The sequence below is a fragment of the Microbacterium shaanxiense genome, from assembly GCF_054779995.1.
On record NZ_BAAGXE010000002.1, the window covers coordinates 397848 to 416477 of the forward strand.

The window sequence follows — 18630 nt, forward strand, 5'->3', positions numbered from 1 at the left end:
GCTGACTTAGGGTAGGCTTGCCTAGATCCTAGTCGGCCCGATTCGTCGCTGGCAAATGCCCGTACACCGCAGGCGAAGCCGATACTCACGCCGATCGGAAGGCATCATGTCCGCTGGCACCACCACCACGCAGCGCCCCTCCTATGTCCTCGCCCGCGCCGAGGTGCGCGCAGTCGAACGGCTTTCGCCGAACTTCGTGCGCGTCACGTTCGGCGGGCTCGACCTCGAGGAGTTCGGCACCCCTGGCGATGTCTTCGACGCGCGGATCAAGCTGGTCTTCCCGCCCGCGTCCGGCATCCTTCCCGACCTCGATCGCGACGCCGACGACTGGTGGGGCGGATATCTCGCGGTACCGGAGGAGCAGCGCGGGTCGATGCGCACCTACTCGGTGCGCTCACTCGATGTCTCGGATGCCGGCACCGAAGTCGTCGTCGATTTCGTACTGCACCTCGCGCCGGGGCTCACCGGCCCGGCGTCGCTGTGGGCGAGTAACGCGTCGCGGGGGGACGAATTGTGGATGGTCGGTCCGCGCCGCGGACGGGAGGACCGCAGCGGCATCGAGTACGCGCCGGGGGCGGCGTCATCCGTGATGCTGGTCGGCGACGAGACCGCGGCCCCGGCGATCGCCCGCATCCTGGAGGACGCACCGCGGAGCCTGCGCGGTCTCGCGTTCATCGAGGTGCCCACAGCGGATGACGTCCTTCCGATCGATGCGCCGGAGGGGGTGGAGGTGCACTGGCTGCCGCGGGGGGATGCGGCTCACGGGCTGCGCCTGATCCCCACCGTGCTCGACTGCCTGGGCGACACCGGCCACACCGAGATCGTCGTGCAGGATGCCGAGGGCGAGGAGCTCGTCTGGGAGACCCCGGTCTACTCGGGCGGCGGCGAAGACGTGGTCGGTGCGGTCGCCGACGAGCGGTACTTCTGGATCGCGGGCGAGAGCGGAGTCGTCACGACGTTGCGCAGGCATCTGGTGAAGGATCTCGGCATCGACCGATCGCAGGTGGCGTTCATGGGGTACTGGCGCCGCGGCGTCGCGATGCGCGGCTGAATCCTTCGGGGTCGCATCGGCCGGGATCGGAACGTCGCCGACCCGTGGTTCGATGGAGGCATGGACCAGGAGCGCAGGATGCGGCAGGAATCCCGAGCGATCTGGGCCACCGTCATCTGCTTCCTGGTCGGCACCGGCATCGGCACGGCGGTGCTGTGGGGCAATCCACGGCCGATCGCCGGTGACGGATCCGTCAGCCTGCCGGCAGCACTCGTCGCCGGTGTCGTCGCCGCGGCATCCTTCGTCGTCAGCACCTTCCTGCACCGAAGAGGCGAGCACGCGTCGATGCCGGTGTGGCAGGTGATCATCTCGGCGTCGTCGGCCGTGGCGTTGACGGTGGCGTTCGCCGGGGTGACCGCACTGGGCGTGCTGCTCGCGAGTGAAGTGCTCGGCGTCGGTCTTCAAGGACTCGAGCTGCCGGCGCTCGGCGGAGGCATCATCACGGGGGTCGCGAGTGCCGTCGGCGGCAGGCTGACGTTCGACGCGGGGATCGGCCTGCGAACCGCCGACCTCGCCACGCTTCTCTTCAGCTACCTCGTCATCGGCACGCTCTTCGCCATGCTCACCGCCGCAGATCCGCAGTGGTGGGAGACGAACTTCTCACAGCTCGGCATCGGGGTCGGCTCCTGGGTGTTCAACGGCACGCTCGTCGTCGCCGGCATCCTCATCGCGACGGTCGGGTCGTACATCGGCCGCGACCTGCATCGCGTCCTGGGCGACGCGGCGCTGGGACGGATCGCGTGGGTCGTCGTGCTGTGGGCGGCGACCGGTGTCGCGCTCGCCGGGGTGGGGCTGTTCCCGCAGGAGAACATCGTCGTCATCCACAACATCGCCGCCGTCTCCGCGCTGGTGCTGTTCGTCGCGTCGGGCGTCCTCACGACCACCGTGATGCCGGGGCCGCCACGGCCGCTGCTGCTGACGACGGTGGGCGTTGCCCTGCTGCTCGTCATCGCGTTCGTGCTGGCCGACAGCTTCCATCTCTACTCGATCACCGTGCTCGAGGTGATCGTGATCGGGCTCGGGCTGCTCTGGCTCACGACGCTGGTGCGCGTGCTCGCGGTGCTCACTCCGGACGTCGCGCGCCCGTCGGTGCGGGGGTCACTGCTGGGAGGGTGATCCCGGCCGAGCCGCGCCGGACGGGGTAGCACCCCGCATCCGTCCCTGTCAGTATCGGGGGACCGACCTCCACGAAAGGACGACGATGTCCGACCAGATTTTCATCTTCATCGCGCTGGGCCTCTACTTCGCTGCCATGCTCGCCATCGGCTACCTGGCGTTTCGCCGGACCACCGACCACGAGGACTACATGCTCGGCGGGAGGAACCTGCCGCCGTGGGTCGCGGCGCTCAGCGCCGGGGCGTCGGACATGTCCGGCTGGCTGGTGATGGGCCTTCCCGGCGCCATCTACCTGTCGGGTCTGATCGAGGCGTGGATCGCCGTCGGTCTCACGATCGGCGCCTACTTGAACTGGCTGCTGGTCGCTCCGCGGCTGCGCGCGTACACGCAGGTCTCGCGCAACTCGATCACCGTGCCGAGCTTCTTCGAGAACCGGCTGCGCGACTCGTCACGGCTGCTCCGCATCCTCGCCGGCGTCGTGATCCTCGTGTTCTTCACGCTGTACATCTCCAGCGGCATGGTCGCCGGTGGCTTCTTCTTCGAGACGTCCTTCAACTCCGACTATCTGCTCGGCATTGCTCTGGTCGGCGGCGTCACGCTGCTCTACACGCTGTTCGGCGGCTTCCTCGGGGCGTCGTTCACCGACGTCGTGCAGGGGCTGATGATGGTCATCGCGCTCATCGTCATCCCGGTCGCCGCCGTCATCGCCATCGGCGGTTTCGGCGAGGTCGGCGGCTACATCGACGACCTCGCGCCGAACCACCTGTCGCTCATCGGCGGTACGGCGTTGACCGGTGGGGTGGTGCTGACGATCGTCTCGGGCCTCGCCTGGGGCCTCGGCTACTTCGGTCAGCCGCACATCATCGTGCGGTTCATGGCGTTGCGCAATCCTGGCGAGGCGAAGACCGCTCGCCGCATCGGAATGACCTGGATGATCATCTCCCTGGTCGGAGCGGTGTTCTCCGGCATGATCGGCATCGCCTACATGGCGCAGAAGGGCATCGACCTCACCAACCCCGAGACGGTCGTGCTGGTCATGTCGCAGACGCTGCTGCATCCCTTCGTCGCGGGGCTCGTGCTCGCCGCCGTGCTGGCGGCGATCATGAGCACGATCTCCAGCCAACTGATCGTCGCGTCGTCCGCGCTCGTGGAGGACCTGTTCAAGGTCGTGAAGAAGGAGCCGTCCCCGAAGCTGCTGGTGCTGCTCGGGCGGATGACGGTGCTCGGCGTCGGCATCATCGCCGCACTGCTCGCCCTCGTCCCGAACGACACGATCCTCGGACTCGTGTCGTTCGCATGGGCGGGCTTCGGTGCGGCCTTCGGTCCGCTGATCCTGCTCAGCCTGTTCTGGCGCAAGCTCACGAACTGGGGCGCACTCGCCGGCATGTTCGTCGGTGCGGCCGGTGTCTTCCTGTTCAAGGCGATCTGGCCAGGGCTCTACGAACTGCTGCCCGGATTCATCGCGGCCACGATCGTGGCGGTGGTCGTGAGCCTGCTCACCCATCGCGACGGGTCGCAACGTCAGAACGAGATCCTGCAGGAGTTCACGGACACGGGAACGCTGCTGACAGTGAACGGAGTGGGCCGCGGAGCGCGCACCGACCGGATGACCCCCTGAGCCGCGCGACTCCGGCGGCCGCGCTGTTGAGCATCGGCCACCGGAGTCGGCGTCACAGGGTCCTTACTTGTCGAGGAATGCGCTCAGCGCGGCGTTGACCTCGTCGGCGTGCGTCCACAGCAGGCCGTGCGGGGCGCCTTCGACCTCGACGTACTCGGCATCGGGCACCGCCTGGTGGAAGCGTCGCGCGGTGGCGTCGATCGGCAGGATGTTGTCCGCCGTGCCGTGCAGGATCAGCGTCGGCTTGCCGGCCGCACGGACCGCTTCCACATCGCCGCGGAAGTCCTCGATCCATGCGGAGACCACGGCGTAGGCGGCGACCGGTGCGCTGCCGATCGCGACATTCCAGCTGCCGTCGACCGCCTGCTGGCTGATGCGGGTTCCGAGGTTCTCATCGAGGTTGTAGAAGTTCTTGTAGAAGTCCGCGTACCAGGCGAACCGATCGCCCTTCGCGGCAGCCTCGATCCCGTCGAAGACGTCCTGAGGCACGCCGTCCGGGTTGTCGTCGCGCTGCACGAGGAACGGCTCGAGCGACGCGAGGAAGGCGAGCTTCGCGACCCGCTCGTGCCCGTAGCGCGACACGTAGCGGGCGAGCTCACCCGTTCCCATCGAGAATCCGACGAGTACGACCTCGCGCAGATCGAGGGTCTCGAGCACGGTGTTCAGGTCGGCGGCGAACGTGTCGTAGTCGTACCCGGTGCCCACCTTGGACGACTGCCCGAACCCGCGGCGGTCGTAGGTGATGACGCGGTAGCCGTTCGCGAGCAGTTCGCGCGTCTGACGCTCCCAGCTGTGGCCGTTCAGCGGGTAGCCGTGGATGAGGACGACCGGCTGGCCGGCGCCCTGATCTTCGTAGTAGAGCTCGATCGGAGCGGAGTTCTCGGTGCCGACGTTGATGTACCCCATGGTTCTGCCTTTCTGGAAGAGAGTGGAGAACGATCGTTCTCCGCCGTTGATCACAAATGTAGAGAACGATCGTTCTCATGTCAAGTACAATCGGGATATGGATTCAGACAAGTCGCGCGAACGCATCCTCGACGCGGCCGAGGAGCTCTACTACGCCAAGGGCTACGCCGCTGTCGGCATGGATGAGCTGCGTGCGGCGGCGGGCGTCTCCCTCAAGCGGGTGTACGCGCTGTTCCCCTCGAAGAACGACATCATCAAGGCGGTGCTCGCCCGCAAGCACGATGAGTGGGAGAGCATGGTGACGAGCGCGGTGCAGGCCGCCGGTGACGATCCCCGCGCGCGTCTGCTCGCCGTGTACGACTTCCTGCAGGACTGGTTCAGCACCGACGATTTCCGTGGTTGCGCGTTCATCAACGCGTTCGGTGAACTCGGCGGCACAGTACCCGAGGTGGCCCGGATCGTGCGCGAGCACAAGGCGTCGTTCCAGGAGTACATGACCGGACTCGTCGCGCAGACAGGTGCATCCGAGATCCTCGCCGCACAACTGTCCATCCTCGCCGAAGGAGCGCAGAGCACGGCAGCGATCTCCGCCGATCCCCGGGTCGCGGCGCAGGCGCGAGGCGCGGCTGAGGTGCTCATCGACGCTGCCGTATGAGGCGGCCGGGGCACGGAAATAAGGCATCTGCCCGATGTCGGCAGGGGGCCTTAGAGCGGAGTGTTGACTCAGCGCCAGAAGGCGCAGCAGAGGAGTCGACATCATGTACGAGCACCCGTCCTTCACGTACGGCAGCATCATCGTCGAGCAGGAGCGCGTGGACCGCGCCAACGAGATGCGCCGCATCATCGCCGAGAACCCGTCCAGGATCATCCCGCGTGCGCACCCCGTTCTCGATCGGATGCGCGGTTGGTTCCGTGCCGGCCGAGCGGATGCCGTATCGGCGGCCACGTCCGTGGACGGTGCGCGAGCCGTCTGCGATCACACCGCGCGACCCGCGCACGCGCGGTGAACCCGTTCCCCGCCGAGATCTCCGGCCCCGCTGTCCGCGGTGCGTGGCACCATGAACAGGTGACGGTTCCGACGGACAGCACGACGATGGTGGGTCGCGACGACGATCTTGCCGAACTGCGGCGCGCGTTCGACAGAGCGGCCGGTGGAGAGCCGTCGGCCGTGCTGATCGAAGGAGAGGCCGGCATCGGTAAGACGCGTCTGCTGCGGGAGTTCCTGAGCGACGTGTCGCCGCACTCCGAAGTGCATGTCGGGCGCTGCCTCGATCTCGGAACCGCCCGCTCGGCGTACGGTCCGCTGATCAGCATCCTCCGTTCCCTCGTCGAGACCATCGGGGTCGACGAGGCGCGCGCCGCGGTCGGAGTCGGCGCCGAGGCGCTGCGGATGCTCGTGCCGGAACTCGGCGGCGGCGCGGCGCAGCGCGAGCTCACGAGTCCCGACGCACTCCGTGGCGCGGTCATCACCCTGATCGAGGCCGCAGCCGAACGTGCACCGCAGGTGATCGTGATCGAGGACGTGCATTGGGCGGACGACTCCACGCTGGGCATGCTCTCGTTCCTGCTGCGCACTCTGCAGTCGGGTCGCGTGCTCGTGGTCATAACCTGCCGAAGTGATGATGTGCGACGGGGCGACGCCGTGAGCCGTTTCATCGCCGAGACCACGCGTGCTCGGCTCATCGAACGGCTCTCGCTGCGGCGCCTCGACGCCGACGCCACGCGGCAGCTCGTCCGACAGCTCGCGGGCGACTCGCTCACCGAGGCCGCTCTGCAGCGTCTGATGGAGCGCGTCGAGGGTGTGCCGTTCTTCATCGAAGAGGTCGCCTGCTGTGCGGCAGGACCGCTTCCCGGCTCTTTGCGCGACATGCTGCTCGTGCGATTCGACCAGCTCGACGATGACGCTCGGCACGTCGTGCGCGTCGCATCCGGTGCCGAGGGGATGCTCTCGCACACGCTGCTCGCCGAACTCGCTCGCCTGCCGGACGACCGGTTCGACGACGCGATACGCGCGGCAGTGCAGGGAGGCATGCTCTCGGTCGATGACGATCAGTACACGTTCCGGCATGCGCTGCTGCGTGAGGCGGTGCACGACGACCTGCTGCCTGGCGAGCGGGCGCGGCTTCACCGCTCGTACGCCGAGGCCCTCGAAGCCCGCGCCGAGCTGCTCGATCGCTGCGATCGCTCCTCGCTCGCACACCACTGGCGACTCGCGCAGGTGCCGGACAAGGCGCTGGCGGCGTCCGTCAAGGCCATGCACGAGGCGAAGTCCCGATTCGCCTTCGCGAGCGGGGCCCGGTTCGGTGAGCTCGCGCTGGAGCTGTGGGAGCAGGTGCCCGATCCGGAGACCGTCGTCGCGCTGACGCACGTGCAGCTCCTGCGTCAGATCGGATCTATCCTGCGCAACGCGGGCGAAGCGGAGCGGGCGCTCGCGATCGCCGAGCGCGCGCTCGACGAGGTCGATGACAGCACCGATCCGGCAGAGCATGCCCGGCTGCTGCGGGACAAGGGGGAGTTCCGCAGCAACCTCGGGCTTCCGGGCTCGAAGGATCTGTATCTGCAGGCGCTGGAGATCGTGGATGCGCGCGTCGATGACGACCGTCTGCACGCGACGCTTCTCAATCAGATCGCCGGCAAGCACATGCTCGCATCTATGCCGCGCGAGGCTCTCATCACGGCGACGCAGGCGCTCGCGATCGCGCAGCGTGCCGACGACCCCTACGCGATCTCGGTGGCCCACAACCTTCGTGGCACGTGCCGGGCGTACCTCGGGCAGCTGGACGAGGCATTCGCCGACTACCGCGAAGCGGAGCGGTTCGCGAAGTCGAGCAACGGCGGCGCGGAGTTGCGTTACCAGGTCAACTATTCAGACATCCTCGCGCTGCTCGGGCGGCACCACGAGGCATTCGACGTGGCTGAGGCCGGCGTGGCCAAGGCGAGAGAGCTGGGTGTCGAACGCGCCTCCGGCACGCTCATGGTGCAGAACATGGCCGAACCGCTGCTCACGCTCGGCGACCTCGACGGGGCGAGAGCGCGGTTGGCGTCGGTGCCGGTGGGCAGGCCCCAGGTGCTCAACGATCAGTACGTCGTCCTCACGCGCATCCGCGTTCTCGCATGGCAGGGTGAGGTCGACGAGGCCGAGCGGCTGCGTGAGGAGTGGCTGCCGTCGCTGCAGCGCACGGGGGAGATCGAGCGCCAGGCGTGGTATCGGCTCATCGAGGACGAGATCGCACTCGCGGTCGCCCGCGGACGATGGTCTGATGCGCTCGCCGCGGTCGTCGCGATGACCGAGGATCAGGGATTCGTGCTGCTGCACGCGTATCGGCTGCTGCTCGAATCCGGCTGGATCGTGGCCGAGGTGCGGGCATCCGGTGAGAACACCGGCACTGCCGTCTCGGCGATCCGCCGGCTGTGGTCGGAGCTGCCGGACGCTGTGCGCGCCGACGACTGGGAGACGATGCTCGAGGCGATGCTCGAGCCCTCGCCGGATGCGCTCGCCGCGGCCGTCGCCGCGTCCGACGCGCACGACGTGCCGGCGATCATGCGCGGCGTCACCCGACTCGAACTGGCACGGTCGCTGGTCCAGGCGGGGGAAAGGAGCGAGGCGCAGGCGGTGCTGGCGGATGCTGCGGCCGTCGCCGACCGGATCGGTCACGTCCCTCTGCAGAGGAGTGTCGCCGCGTTCGGGCGGGCGAGCGGGATCACGACCGCAGAGCGTCCGACGGATGACCTCGAACTCACGATCAGGGAGCGGCAGGTGCTCGAGCTCGTGGCCGAGGGGCTCAGCAACAAGCAGATCGGCGAGCGCCTCTTCATCAGTGCGAAGACCGCGAGTGTGCACGTCTCGGCGATCCTGCGCAAGCTCGGTGTCGCGACCCGCACCGAGGCGGCGATGGTGGTCGCCCGACGCTGAGCACGCGTCGCGAGTCGCGGAGCGCAGGCGCACAGCACAGGCGCAGATCGCGAGGATCGAAGATATAGGTTAGGCTCTCCTAACGTGAGCCCAGACCCCCTTCGCGCATTCGACGGCGTCCTCCGTGGCGAGAATCTGGCCCTCGGCTATCGCAAGGACCGCGTCGTCCACGACGTCTCACTGCAGCTTCGGCCCGGCGCCGTCACCGCGCTCATCGGCCCGAACGGCAGCGGCAAGTCGACAGTGCTGCGTGCGCTCGCCCGACTTCACCCCGTCGAGGGCGGAACAGTCCACGTCGGAGAGGCCGAATCGAGGACGCTCTCCGCACGAGAGTTCGCGCGTACGGTGGCGATGCTTTCGCAGTCGCGGCCTCATCCCTCCGGGCTCGAGATCCGTGATGTCGTCGCGTTCGGCAGGCACCCGCATCGGGGTCGCTTCGCCGCAGTGAGCGATGCGGATCGCGCGGCCATCGACAGCGCGCTGGCGCTGGCAGGTCTCGCGGAGATGTCGCACCGCGCCGTGGACGAACTCTCGGGTGGAGAGCTGCAGCGCGTGTGGCTTGCGACGTGCCTCGCGCAGGACACCGGCATCCTTCTCCTGGACGAACCGACCAACCATCTCGACCTGCGCTACCAGATCGAGACCCTCGACCTGGTCCGCGATCTCGCCGACCGGGGCACCGCGTTGGGCGTGGTCCTCCATGATCTCGGACACGCGGCCTCCGTCGCCGACGAGGTGATCCTGCTTCACGACGGTCGGGTCCGCGCCAGCGGTCGGCCTGCCGAGGTGCTCACCTCCGAGAATCTCTCCGAGGTGTACGGGCTGCACATCGACACCGTCGTCGACGACGAGACAGGGCACGTCCGAGTACTGCCGCGTGGCCGACATCAGCGGCCACGACTCGTCGAAGCATCGATGTCATGAACACAGGAAGAGTGAACAGAGGAAGCATGAACAAGACCCCGATCACCGCGCTCGCGACCGTCAGCGTCCTGGCGCTGATGCTGTCCGGATGCGGCACCACCGACGTCGCCGCGCAGGACACCGCCGCTCCGGAATCCGTCGCGAGCGAGGACTGCGCGGCCGACGAGACGTCCACCTCCACCGACGCGGTCACGCTGACCGACGACTTCGGCCGCACGGTCGAGCTGGACAAGCCGGCCGAGCGCGTCGCCGTGCTCGAGTGGCAGCAGATCGAGGACGCCCTCACGCTGTGCGTGACGCCCGTCGCCGTGGCCGATGCCGAGGGGTACACGACCTGGGACACCGCGGAGGCGCTGCCGGAGGGCGTGGTCGACGTCGGCACGCGGCAGGAGCCGAACCTCGATGCGCTGTTCGCGACGAACCCCGACCTGGTCATCGTCGAGGCCACAGGCCCCGACGACGAGATCATCTCCCAGCTCGAGGCCTATGACGTGCCAGTGATCGCCACGATCGGCGCGGATGCCGCCGATCCGATCGCGAAGATGCTCGCCACCTTCGACCTGATCGCCGAGGCCACCGGCCGCGAGGAGCGCGCCGAGGTCGTGAAGGACGAGTTCGACGCCTACCTCGCCGATGCCAAGGGCACGCTCGCCGATGCCGACCTCCCCACCACAGACTTCGTGTTCTTCGACGGCTGGATCGACGGCGGCAACGTCGCACTGCGGCCCTTCGGGCAGGGCTCGCTGATCGGCGAGATCGGTGAAGAGCTCGGTCTCACGAACGCGTGGACCGGCGAGGTCGACGCGGCGTACGGTCTCGGCCAGACCGACATCGAGGGCATGCTGGCCATCGGCGACGCGACGTTGCTGCACACCGGCACGGTCGGCGACGACTCGGACGAGTTCCTCGCCGCGCTCGACGGCAACAGCATCTGGAAGACCGTTCCGGCCGTCGCGGAGGAGCGGATCTACAGCTTCCCCGCCGGCATCTGGACCTTCGGCGGTCCTCGTTCGGCGCAGCAGATCATCGACGCGTACGTCGCGGCACTGAGCGAATGACACTGAGCAAGTGACGCTCACCGAGACGCGCGGCGCTCCGACGGAGGCGACCGCCGCCCCTGTCCCGCGCGCCGCGCGCCTCGGCGCGGTGGGGGCCCTCATCGCCCTCGCCGTACTGCTCGTCCTCGTCTCGCTGTGGCATCTCACGCAGGGCACGAGCGGCGCCGCATTCGCCGACGAGACGGTGCTGTGGGGTTCGCGCATCCCCCGTCTCGCCGCCGGCGTCACCGTCGGTGTCGCGCTCGGCGTCGCCGGCACTCTGCTGCAGTCGCTGTCGCGCAACGCTCTCGCCTCACCGGACACGCTCGGGGTGACGGCCGGTTCATATCTGGCCGTCACGGTGATCGCCGCGTTCGGCATCGCTCTGCCGATCTGGGCGTCCGGCACGGTCGCCTTCATCGGTGGACTGGTCGGTGCGGTGATCGTGCTGGGGCTCGCCGGCGGCGCGGCATCCTCGACCACGCGCCTTGTGCTCGCGGGCTCCGCACTGGCGATGGCGTTCCAAGCCGGAACCTCGACTCTGCTCATCCTGTTCTCGGAGGAGACCAAGGGCCTGCTGGCCTGGGGCAGCGGCTCGCTGACCCAGCTGAACCTGAACGCCTTCCTGCAGGCCGCCCCTGTCGTCGTGCTCGTGCTGGCGGCCTCGCTGCTCCTTGCCCGTCGATTCGACGTGCTGGCGCTCGGTGATGACACGGCCTCGTCCCTCGGCATCCCGATCCGTTCGACCAGAGCGATCGGAATCCTCTTCGCCGTCGCGCTAACCGCGGTCTCGGTGACGCTCGCCGGTCCGCTCGGCTTCGTCGGACTGTGCGCACCCGTGCTCGCACGCCTCCTCACCCGCGTCGTGCCGGGGCTCAGCAGGCACATCTTCCTGCTGCCGGCATCCGGTCTTCTCGGTGCGCTCGTCGTGATCGTGTCGGATGCCGTGCTCAGGGCCATCCTCGGGGCAGAGCAGGCGATCAGCATCCCGACCGGTGTGGCCACGACGCTGCTCGGCGCGCTGGTGCTGGTGCTGATGGCTCGGCGTCTCCGCGACGCCGGTCCCACCAGGGAACCCCCGAAGGTCCGCTTCGGGGTGCGGAGCGCACGTCGATTCCGCATCGTGATCGTGCTCGCCGGGGTCGGAGTGGTCGTCATCGGCCTGGTCGGCCTGCTGCTCGGGCACACCGCGCTGCTCACCGGTGACGTGGTGCTGTGGCTGCAGGGACAGGCACCGCCGCAGATCGCGTTCGCGCTCTCCGAGCGGGCACCGCGTGTCGCCGCGGCGATGTGCGCCGGGGCCGCTCTCGCCCTCGCCGGAACCCTCATCCAGGCCGTCAGCCGCAACCCGCTCGCGGACCCGGGCATCCTCGGGGTGACGGGAGGCGCGGGCCTGGGCGCCGTGATCATCGTGACCAGCGCCGTCGCCTCCACCGCCGGCATGATCGCGGCAGCGGTGGTCGGAGCGCTGCTCGCGTTCGGCCTCGTCTATCTGCTCGCGTGGCGCGGCGGGCTGAACGCCGACCGATTCATCCTGATCGGCATCGGCGTCTCCTACGGCGCATCCGCACTGACCACGTTCCTGCTGCTGCGCGCCAACCCGTGGGACACGCCCAAGATCTACACCTGGCTCTCCGGGACGACCTACGGGCGCATCTGGGAGCAGGTCATCCCCGTCGCGATCGTGCTGGTCATCGCCGTGCCGCTCGCTTTCGCGGTGCGCCGCGACGCCGACGTGCTCGCGCTCGACGAGGACACGCCCCGCCTGATCGGCATCGGGGTCGAACGCACGCGCATGATCATGCTCGTCGCCGCCGCGGTGCTGGCCGCTCTCAGCGTGACAGCGGTAGGGGTGATCGGTTTCGTTGGCCTGGTCGCCCCGCACGCCGCCCGCGCGCTGGTCGGCTCCCGGCACACGAGGGTGATCCCCGTTGCGGTGCTGCTCGGTGCGCTGCTGGTCGGCGCTGCCGATGCGATCGGTCGCACGATCATCGCGCCGGAGCAGCTGCCGGCGGGTCTCGTGGTCGCGCTGCTGGGAGCGCCGTACTTCGTGTGGCTGCTGTGGCGGTCGCGCGACGTCTGAGTTCGCGCGCGAGTCCGAGTCAGAGCACCAGCCGGTAGCCCATTCCCGACTCGGTGAGCAGATGCACTGGTTCGGCCGGCGAAGCCTCGAGCTTCTTGCGCAGCTGCGACATGTACAGCCGAAGGTAGCCGGAGTCTGACACCTGGTCGCTGCCCCAGATGCCCTTCAGCAGATCCTGGCGCGTCACGAGGGCGCCGGGGTTGCGGGCGAGGTGCTCCAGCATCCGCCATTCCGTCGGCGTCAGGTGCACTCTGGTGCCGTCACGGGTCACGGCCTTCGCGGCCAGGTCGATGACGACATCACCGAAGCGCACGGTGGACTCTCCCGTCGCGGGCGTCGCCCGACGCGACAGCGCCCTCAGCCGGGCGAGCAGCTCATCGATCTGGAAGGGCTTGGTGACGAAGTCGTCCGCCCCCGCATCGAGCGCCTCCACCTTGTCGGCCGAGCCGGTGCGGCCGGAGACCACGATGATGGGCACCGTCGTCCAGCCGCGGAGGGCATGGATCACTTCGATGCCGTCGAGTCGCGGCATCCCGAGATCGAGAAGGATGATGTCCGGGTGCGTCTGCGCGGCAGCCGCGATCGCTCCCGCGCCGTCGGCGGCGGCGACGACCTCGTAGCCGTGCGCCCCGAGGGTGATGCGGAGGGCACGGACCATCTGCGGATCGTCATCGGCGATGAGCAGCTTCACTCCGCCTCCTGGATGTCGGACTCTCCCGCGGCCAGCGGCAGGGAGATGACCATCGTGAGGCCGCCACCCGGGGTGTCCTCCGGAGTCAGGCTACCGCCCATCCCCTCGGTGAACCCCTTCGAGAGGGCGAGACCCAGACCGAGGCCCGTGGTGTTGTCGGTGTCGCCGTAGCGCTGGAACGGCTGGAAGATGCTGCCGTGCCGTTCCGGTGGCACTCCGGCGCCCCTGTCGATGATGCGCAGTTCGGCCCGCTCCCCCAGACGGCTCGTCGACACGATCACGCGCTGATCGGCGGGCGAATGCCGGAACGCGTTGGTGAGCAGGTTCACGAGCACGCGCTGCAGCAGCACCGGGTCGGCCTGCAGCGGGGGGAGTGCGGGGTCGAGGGCGAGCTCGACGGCGGAGGGGCCGAGGGAGAGCTCGTCGAGCGCGGCGAGGATGCCGGCCGACGCGTCGACCCGAGTGGCCGAGACGGCCAGCACTCCCGCCTCGACACGCGTGACGTCCAGCAGATCCGTGATGAGCGTCGACAGGGCGGCCAGGCTCTCGTCCGCCGTGGCGAGCAGCTCATCGCGGTCGGATGCCGAGAGGCGGTGCGCTCCGCGCAGCCCTCCGATCGCGGCGACGGCGGCGGCCAGCGGGCGACGGAGATCGTGGCTCAACGCGGACAGCAGGGCGCTGCGCACCTGATCCGTCTCGGCGAGAGCCTCGGCCTCCTTCGCGGTGGCGCTGAGGTCGGTGTGCTCGATCGCGGCCGACAGCTGCGCGACGATGACATCCAGCAGTCTGCGCGACGGAGTGTCCAGCGGCCCGCCGTGCAACTCGAGCAGTGCGCGCGGTTCCCCGTCGCCGCCGCGGCCGACGGGGATGGTGGTGGCACGGCCGTCGCGCAGAGGCTCCCCGTCGGTGGCGATGACCTCGCCGTCCGGCGCGACCAGGCGCACGCCGCTCAGCGCGAAGGCCTCTCTCGTCCGGCTGACGATGGCGAGCGCCGCACTGTCGCCGCGCAGCACGTTGCCGGCGATGGACGCCAGCAGCTCGGCTTCGGCGGTCGCACGCTGAGCGGAGCGCGCGCGTCGTGCCGCCTGATCCACGATCAGGCTGACGAGGATCGCGATGATGACGTAGAGCGCGAGCGCGATGGCGTGCAGCGGATGCGCGACGGTCACGGTGAACAGCGGTGCCACGAAGAGGAAGTCCAGTGTGATCCCGGAGAGCACCGCGGCGAACAGCGCCGGGCGCAGCCCGCCGATCAGCGCGACGATGACCACGAGCAGCTGATAGGACAGCACGTCGGAGGTGATCGACTCCGGAGTGCGCAGCGTGAACAGCAGCCATGACAGCAGCGGCCCGCCGACGAGCGCGACGACGAAGCCGAGCACCTGGCGGCGCCATCCCAGCGCGCCGCCGGTCATGCGCGGCAGTGCGGTGCGGCGGCCGGCGTGGGCGTGCGTCACGATGTGCACGTCGATGTCGCCCGAGCGCCGGATCACCTCCGCGCCGATGCCTGGGCCGGTCAGCATCGCTGCCAGTCGGCCGCGACGGCTCACGCCGATCACCAGCTGGGTCGCATCGACCGACTGGGCGAACTCCACGAGGGTCTCGGGCACATCGTCGCCGATGACCTGGTGATAACTGCCGCCGAGGGATTCGACCAGCGTGCGCTGGGCGGTCAGCGCTCCCGGTGCCTCGGTGCGCAGTCCGTCCTGCGTGGACACGTGCACTCCGAGCAGTTCGCCACCCGCCGAGCGCGCTGCGATGCGGGCTCCTCTGCGCAGCAGGGTCTCGCCCTCCGCCCCGCCGGTGAGGGCGACGACCACTCGTTCCCTCGCCTGCCACGCGCCCTCGATGCCCTGTTCGGCACGGTAACTGCGCAGTGCGCTGTCCACCTCATCCGCGAGCCACAGCAGCGCGAGCTCACGCAGCGCTGTGAGATTGCCGAGTCGGAAGTAGTTCGAGAGGGCGGCGTCGACGCGTTCGGCGGGGTACACGAGGCCCGCAGCCAGACGATCGCGCAGCGATTGGGGGGCGAGGTCGATCACCTCGATCTCGTCCGCGGCGCGCACGACGGCATCCGGGATCGTCTCCTGCTGGGCGACGCCGGTGATCTTCTCGACCACGGCGTTGAGCGACTCGATGTGCTGGACGTTCACGGTCGTGATGACGTCGATGCCGGCGTCGAGCAGCACCTGCACGTCTTCCCAGCGCTTGTGATGGCTGGACCCGGGGATGTTCGTGTGCGCCAGCTCGTCGACCAGGGCGATCTCGGGTGCGCGGGCCAGCACGGCGTCCAGATCGAGCTCGCTGAGCGCGACACCGCGGTGCTGGTCGACGCGGCGCGGAATCTCTGGCAGCCCGACGGTCTGGGCCAGGGTCGCCGCGCGATCATGGGTCTCGACGATCGCGATCACGACGTCGCGGCCCTCGAGCAACAGGCGGCGGCCCTCCGCGAGCATCTCGAACGTCTTGCCGACGCCGGGAGCCGCGCCCAGGAGCACGCGGAGCCGTCCGCGTCGCGGCATCCGCTCTGCGTGCATCAGCCCTCCAGGTCGTCGAGTGCGAGATTGAGCTCTGCGACGTTGATGCGCTCCTCGCCGAGGAAGCCCAGGTCCCGCCCTTGAATCCTAGACTCCACGACGCTGCGCACCTCCGACTCCGACAGCCCGCGTGCATCGGCGACGCGCGGCACCTGCAGCAGGGCATAGGCGACGCCGATGTGGGGGTCGAGCCCGGAGGCGGATGCCGTCACCGCATCGGCCGGGACCTCGGAGGGGGAGACGCCTTCGCGGTCGGCGATCTGTGCCTTGCGGTCCTCGATCGTCGAGATCAGATCGGGATTCTCAGGACCGAGGTTGCTGCCGCCGGAACGCGTGCCGTCGAAGCCGTCGCCCGCTGCCGAGGGGCGCGACTGGAAGTACTCCGGCAGAGCCTCGCCGTCGGAGTCGGTGAACGGCTGCCCGATCAGGGCGCTCCCCCTGCCGTCGGAGAGCGAGGAGCCGTTCGCCTGCCACGGCAGGAGCACCTGACCGATGCCGGTGACGACGAGCGTATAGCCGACGCCGAGGAGCAGTGTGAGCACGAGCATCGTGCGGACGGCGACGCCGGCGGTGCGGACTGCAGTGCGTGTGGAGGACATGGGGTGCCTTTCAGAAACCGGGGATGAGACTGACGACGAGGTCAATGAGCTTGATGCCGATGAACGGCGCGATCACGCCCCCGACCCCGTAGACCAGAAGGTTGCGCTGCAGGATCTGCGAGGCGCTCGCCGGGCGGTACTTCACGCCGCGCAGCGCGAGCGGAATGAGGAAGACGATCACGATCGCGTTGAAGACGATCGCGCTGGTGACGGCGGATGCCGGGGAGTGCAGCTGCATGATGTTCAGCGCCGCGAGTCCGGGGAAGACTCCCATGAACATCGCCGGGATGATGGCGAAGTACTTCGCGATGTCGTTCGCCAGCGAGAACGTCGTGAGCGCACCGCGCGTGATGAGCAGTTGCTTGCCGATGCGGACGATGTCGATGAGCTTGGTCGGGTCGGAATCGAGATCGACCATGTTCCCGGCCTCTTTCGCGGCCGAGGTGCCCGTGTTCATCGCGACGCCGACATCGGCCTGAGCGAGGGCCGGGGCATCGTTCGTCCCGTCGCCGGTCATCGCGACCAGTCGCCCTCCTTCCTGCTCCTGGCGGATCAGTTCGAGTTTCTGCTCCGGAGTGGCCTCGGCGAGGAAGTCGTCGACGCCCGCCTCCTTCGCGATGGCCGCTGCGGTGAGCGGATTGTCGCCCGTGATCATGACGGTGCGGATGCCCATGCTGCGCAGCTCATCGAACCGCTCGCGCAGGCCGTCCTTCACGATGTCCTTGAGGTGCACGACGCCGAGTACGCGGCCGATGCCTGCGGCATCCTTGACCGCGACGACCAGGGGAGTGCCGCCGCTCTGCGCGATCGCCTCTGTGCGCGAGGTCAGCTCGTCGTCGTCCGCAGCCCCGAGCCATGCCTGCAGGGCGGAGCCGGCGCCCTTGCGGATCTGCGCACCGTCCGGCAGGTCGAGCCCGCTCATCCTGGTCTGGGCGGTGAACGGAACGACGACCGCGTCGGCGGGCTCTTCGACCCGGATGCCGCGGGCTGCGGCCAGTTCGACGATCGATGCACCCTCGGGGGTCGGGTCGGCGAGAGAGGACAGCGCGGCGGTCCGGAGCAGTTCGTCGGGATCGACGCCGGGCATCCGCACCACCTCGTGCGCACGGCGGTTGCCGTACGTGATCGTGCCGGTCTTGTCGAGCAGCAGGGTCGTCACGTCTCCCGCCGCTTCCACCGCCCGCCCCGACATCGCCAGCACGTTTCGCTGCACGAGCCGGTCCATACCGGCGATGCCGATGGCCGAGAGGAGTGCGCCGATGGTCGTCGGGATGAGGCACACGAGCAGCGCGATCAGCACGGGGATGCTCACCGGCGATGCCGCATACGAGGCGATCGGGTTGAGCGCCAGCACGACGATCAGGAACACGATCGACAGGCTCGCGAGCAGGATGTTCAGGGCGATCTCGTTCGGGGTGCGCTGCCGGCTGGCCCCTTCGACGAGGGCGATCATCCGATCCACGAACGTCTCGCCCGGCTTCGACGTGATGCGCACGACGATGCGGTCGGAGAGCACTCGGGTGCCGCCGGTCACGGCGCTGCGGTCGCCGCCGGATTCACGGATGACCGGAGCGCTCTCACCGGTGATCGCCGATTCGTCGACCGTGGCGATGCCGGCGAGGATGTCGCCGTCGCCGGGGATCAGCTCACCGGCTTCCACGATCACGACGTCGTCGCGCTGCAGTTCTGCGGAGGAGACCTCGACGGTCTCCGCGCTGCTCGCCGCGGCATCCGATGCCGGGTCGTATGCGGGCACCCGGCGGGCGAGAGTGCTCGTGCGGGTCCCCCGGAGACTGGCGGCCTGGGCCTTGCCGCGTCCCTCGGCGATCGACTCCGCGACGTTCGCGAACAGCACCGTGAGCCACAGCCACACCGCGATGCCCCAAGTGAACGCGGCCGGCACAGGGGTGCCGCCGGATTCGCCCGGCCCGCCCAGGAAGGGCTCTGCGATCGCGAGCGCGGTGGTGAACGCGGCGCCCACCCAGACGAGCAGCATCACGGGGTTGCGGACGAGGGATGCCGGATTGAGGCGGCGCAGCGCACCGGGGAGGGCATGGGCGAGCTGCGCCCATCCGAAGGAACGGGGCTTCGATGCTGTCGAAGACGCGGATGCCGCAGCATCCTGCTGTTCGGGTGCGGAGGTGATGAGTGTCAT

General features: G+C 68.9%; 14 protein-coding genes. 9 read left to right on the forward strand and 5 right to left on the reverse strand.

The genetic code is table 11. From position 1 onward, the window contains the following. Nucleotides 1–106 precede the first annotated feature (106 nt). The 3 genes from ACYVG2_RS06890 to putP all read left to right on the forward strand — a co-directional run bounded on the left by ACYVG2_RS06890 (nucleotide 107) and on the right by putP (nucleotide 3785). On the forward strand, nucleotides 107–1051 hold the full coding sequence (locus tag ACYVG2_RS06890; protein ID WP_460780290.1) for a siderophore-interacting protein: 945 nt from the start codon (nucleotides 107–109) through the stop codon (nucleotides 1049–1051). 78 nt (nucleotides 1052–1129) lie between these two features. Further along, on the forward strand, nucleotides 1130–2167 hold the full coding sequence (locus tag ACYVG2_RS06895) for a DUF998 domain-containing protein (RefSeq protein ID WP_460780291.1): 1038 nt from the start codon (nucleotides 1130–1132) through the stop codon (nucleotides 2165–2167). A gap of 85 nt (nucleotides 2168–2252) precedes the next feature. Beyond that, nucleotides 2253–3785 carry a sodium/proline symporter PutP gene (putP, locus tag ACYVG2_RS06900; RefSeq protein WP_460780292.1) on the forward strand — a complete coding sequence of 511 codons (1533 nt, stop codon included), beginning with the start codon at nucleotides 2253–2255 and terminating at the stop codon, nucleotides 3783–3785. Between the two features lie 63 nt (nucleotides 3786–3848). Here putP and ACYVG2_RS06905 read toward each other — a convergent pair whose 3' ends face one another. Further along, entirely contained in the window at nucleotides 3849–4691 is an 843-nt protein-coding gene (locus ACYVG2_RS06905) for an alpha/beta fold hydrolase (protein ID WP_460780293.1), read from the reverse strand. A gap of 97 nt (nucleotides 4692–4788) precedes the next feature. Between ACYVG2_RS06905 and ACYVG2_RS06910 the strand changes: the two genes are divergently transcribed. The 6 genes from ACYVG2_RS06910 to ACYVG2_RS06935 all read left to right on the forward strand — a co-directional run bounded on the left by ACYVG2_RS06910 (nucleotide 4789) and on the right by ACYVG2_RS06935 (nucleotide 12648). Beyond that, nucleotides 4789–5346, forward strand: a complete 558-nt coding sequence (locus ACYVG2_RS06910; RefSeq protein WP_448966799.1) for a TetR/AcrR family transcriptional regulator — start codon at nucleotides 4789–4791, stop codon at nucleotides 5344–5346. 103 nt (nucleotides 5347–5449) lie between these two features. After that, on the forward strand, nucleotides 5450–5698 hold the full coding sequence (locus ACYVG2_RS06915) for a hypothetical protein (RefSeq protein WP_460780295.1): 249 nt from the start codon (nucleotides 5450–5452) through the stop codon (nucleotides 5696–5698). A gap of 59 nt (nucleotides 5699–5757) precedes the next feature. Next, nucleotides 5758–8604, forward strand: coding sequence for an ATP-binding protein (locus tag ACYVG2_RS06920; protein WP_460780296.1), 2847 nt, complete (start codon nucleotides 5758–5760; stop codon nucleotides 8602–8604). An 84-nt stretch (nucleotides 8605–8688) separates the two neighbouring features. Further along, the gene (locus ACYVG2_RS06925; RefSeq protein WP_460780297.1) at nucleotides 8689–9528 is read left to right on the forward strand and encodes an ABC transporter ATP-binding protein; all 840 of its coding nucleotides are present in this window, start codon (nucleotides 8689–8691) and stop codon (nucleotides 9526–9528) included. A 26-nt stretch (nucleotides 9529–9554) separates the two neighbouring features. Further along, nucleotides 9555–10586, forward strand: coding sequence for an ABC transporter substrate-binding protein (locus ACYVG2_RS06930; RefSeq protein ID WP_460780298.1), 1032 nt, complete (start codon nucleotides 9555–9557; stop codon nucleotides 10584–10586). A gap of 10 nt (nucleotides 10587–10596) precedes the next feature. Then, nucleotides 10597–12648, forward strand: coding sequence for an iron ABC transporter permease (locus ACYVG2_RS06935; protein ID WP_460780299.1), 2052 nt, complete (start codon nucleotides 10597–10599; stop codon nucleotides 12646–12648). Between the two features lie 19 nt (nucleotides 12649–12667). Here the strand turns inward: ACYVG2_RS06935 and ACYVG2_RS06940 are convergent, their stop codons facing one another. The 4 genes from ACYVG2_RS06940 to kdpB are packed head-to-tail and all read right to left on the reverse strand — an operon-like array spanning nucleotide 12668 to nucleotide 18630. After that, nucleotides 12668–13339: a response regulator gene (locus tag ACYVG2_RS06940; protein ID WP_448966793.1), complete on the reverse strand. Its 672-nt coding sequence runs from the start codon at nucleotides 13337–13339 to the stop codon at nucleotides 12668–12670. After that, nucleotides 13336–15861: an ATP-binding protein gene (locus ACYVG2_RS06945; protein WP_460780759.1), complete on the reverse strand. Its 2526-nt coding sequence runs from the start codon at nucleotides 15859–15861 to the stop codon at nucleotides 13336–13338. The genes ACYVG2_RS06940 and ACYVG2_RS06945 overlap by 4 nt, the downstream gene beginning before the upstream one ends. Before the next feature lie 14 nt (nucleotides 15862–15875). Then, nucleotides 15876–16475, reverse strand: coding sequence for a potassium-transporting ATPase subunit KdpC (kdpC, locus tag ACYVG2_RS06950; protein ID WP_460780300.1), 600 nt, complete (start codon nucleotides 16473–16475; stop codon nucleotides 15876–15878). 10 nt (nucleotides 16476–16485) lie between these two features. Then, nucleotides 16486–18630: a potassium-transporting ATPase subunit KdpB gene (gene kdpB, locus ACYVG2_RS06955; protein ID WP_460780301.1), complete on the reverse strand. Its 2145-nt coding sequence runs from the start codon at nucleotides 18628–18630 to the stop codon at nucleotides 16486–16488.

Excerpts from the sequence above, each read along its gene's own strand:
- ACYVG2_RS06930 (WP_460780298.1), top strand. The coding sequence starts at position 9,555 with ATGAACAAGACCCCGATCACCGCGCTCGCGACCGTCAGCGTCCTGGCG.
- ACYVG2_RS06910 (WP_448966799.1), top strand. The coding sequence starts at position 4,789 with ATGGATTCAGACAAGTCGCGCGAACGCATCCTCGACGCGGCCGAGGAG.
- putP (WP_460780292.1), top strand. The coding sequence starts at position 2,253 with ATGTCCGACCAGATTTTCATCTTCATCGCGCTGGGCCTCTACTTCGCT.
- kdpC (WP_460780300.1), bottom strand. The coding sequence starts at position 16,475 with ATGTCCTCCACACGCACTGCAGTCCGCACCGCCGGCGTCGCCGTCCGC.
- kdpB (WP_460780301.1), bottom strand. The coding sequence starts at position 18,630 with ATGACACTCATCACCTCCGCACCCGAACAGCAGGATGCTGCGGCATCC.
- ACYVG2_RS06945 (WP_460780759.1), bottom strand. The coding sequence starts at position 15,861 with ATGCCGCGACGCGGACGGCTCCGCGTGCTCCTGGGCGCGGCTCCCGGC.
- ACYVG2_RS06890 (WP_460780290.1), top strand. The coding sequence starts at position 107 with ATGTCCGCTGGCACCACCACCACGCAGCGCCCCTCCTATGTCCTCGCC.
- ACYVG2_RS06915 (WP_460780295.1), top strand. The coding sequence starts at position 5,450 with ATGTACGAGCACCCGTCCTTCACGTACGGCAGCATCATCGTCGAGCAG.
- ACYVG2_RS06895 (WP_460780291.1), top strand. The coding sequence starts at position 1,130 with ATGCGGCAGGAATCCCGAGCGATCTGGGCCACCGTCATCTGCTTCCTG.
- ACYVG2_RS06905 (WP_460780293.1), bottom strand. The coding sequence starts at position 4,691 with ATGGGGTACATCAACGTCGGCACCGAGAACTCCGCTCCGATCGAGCTC.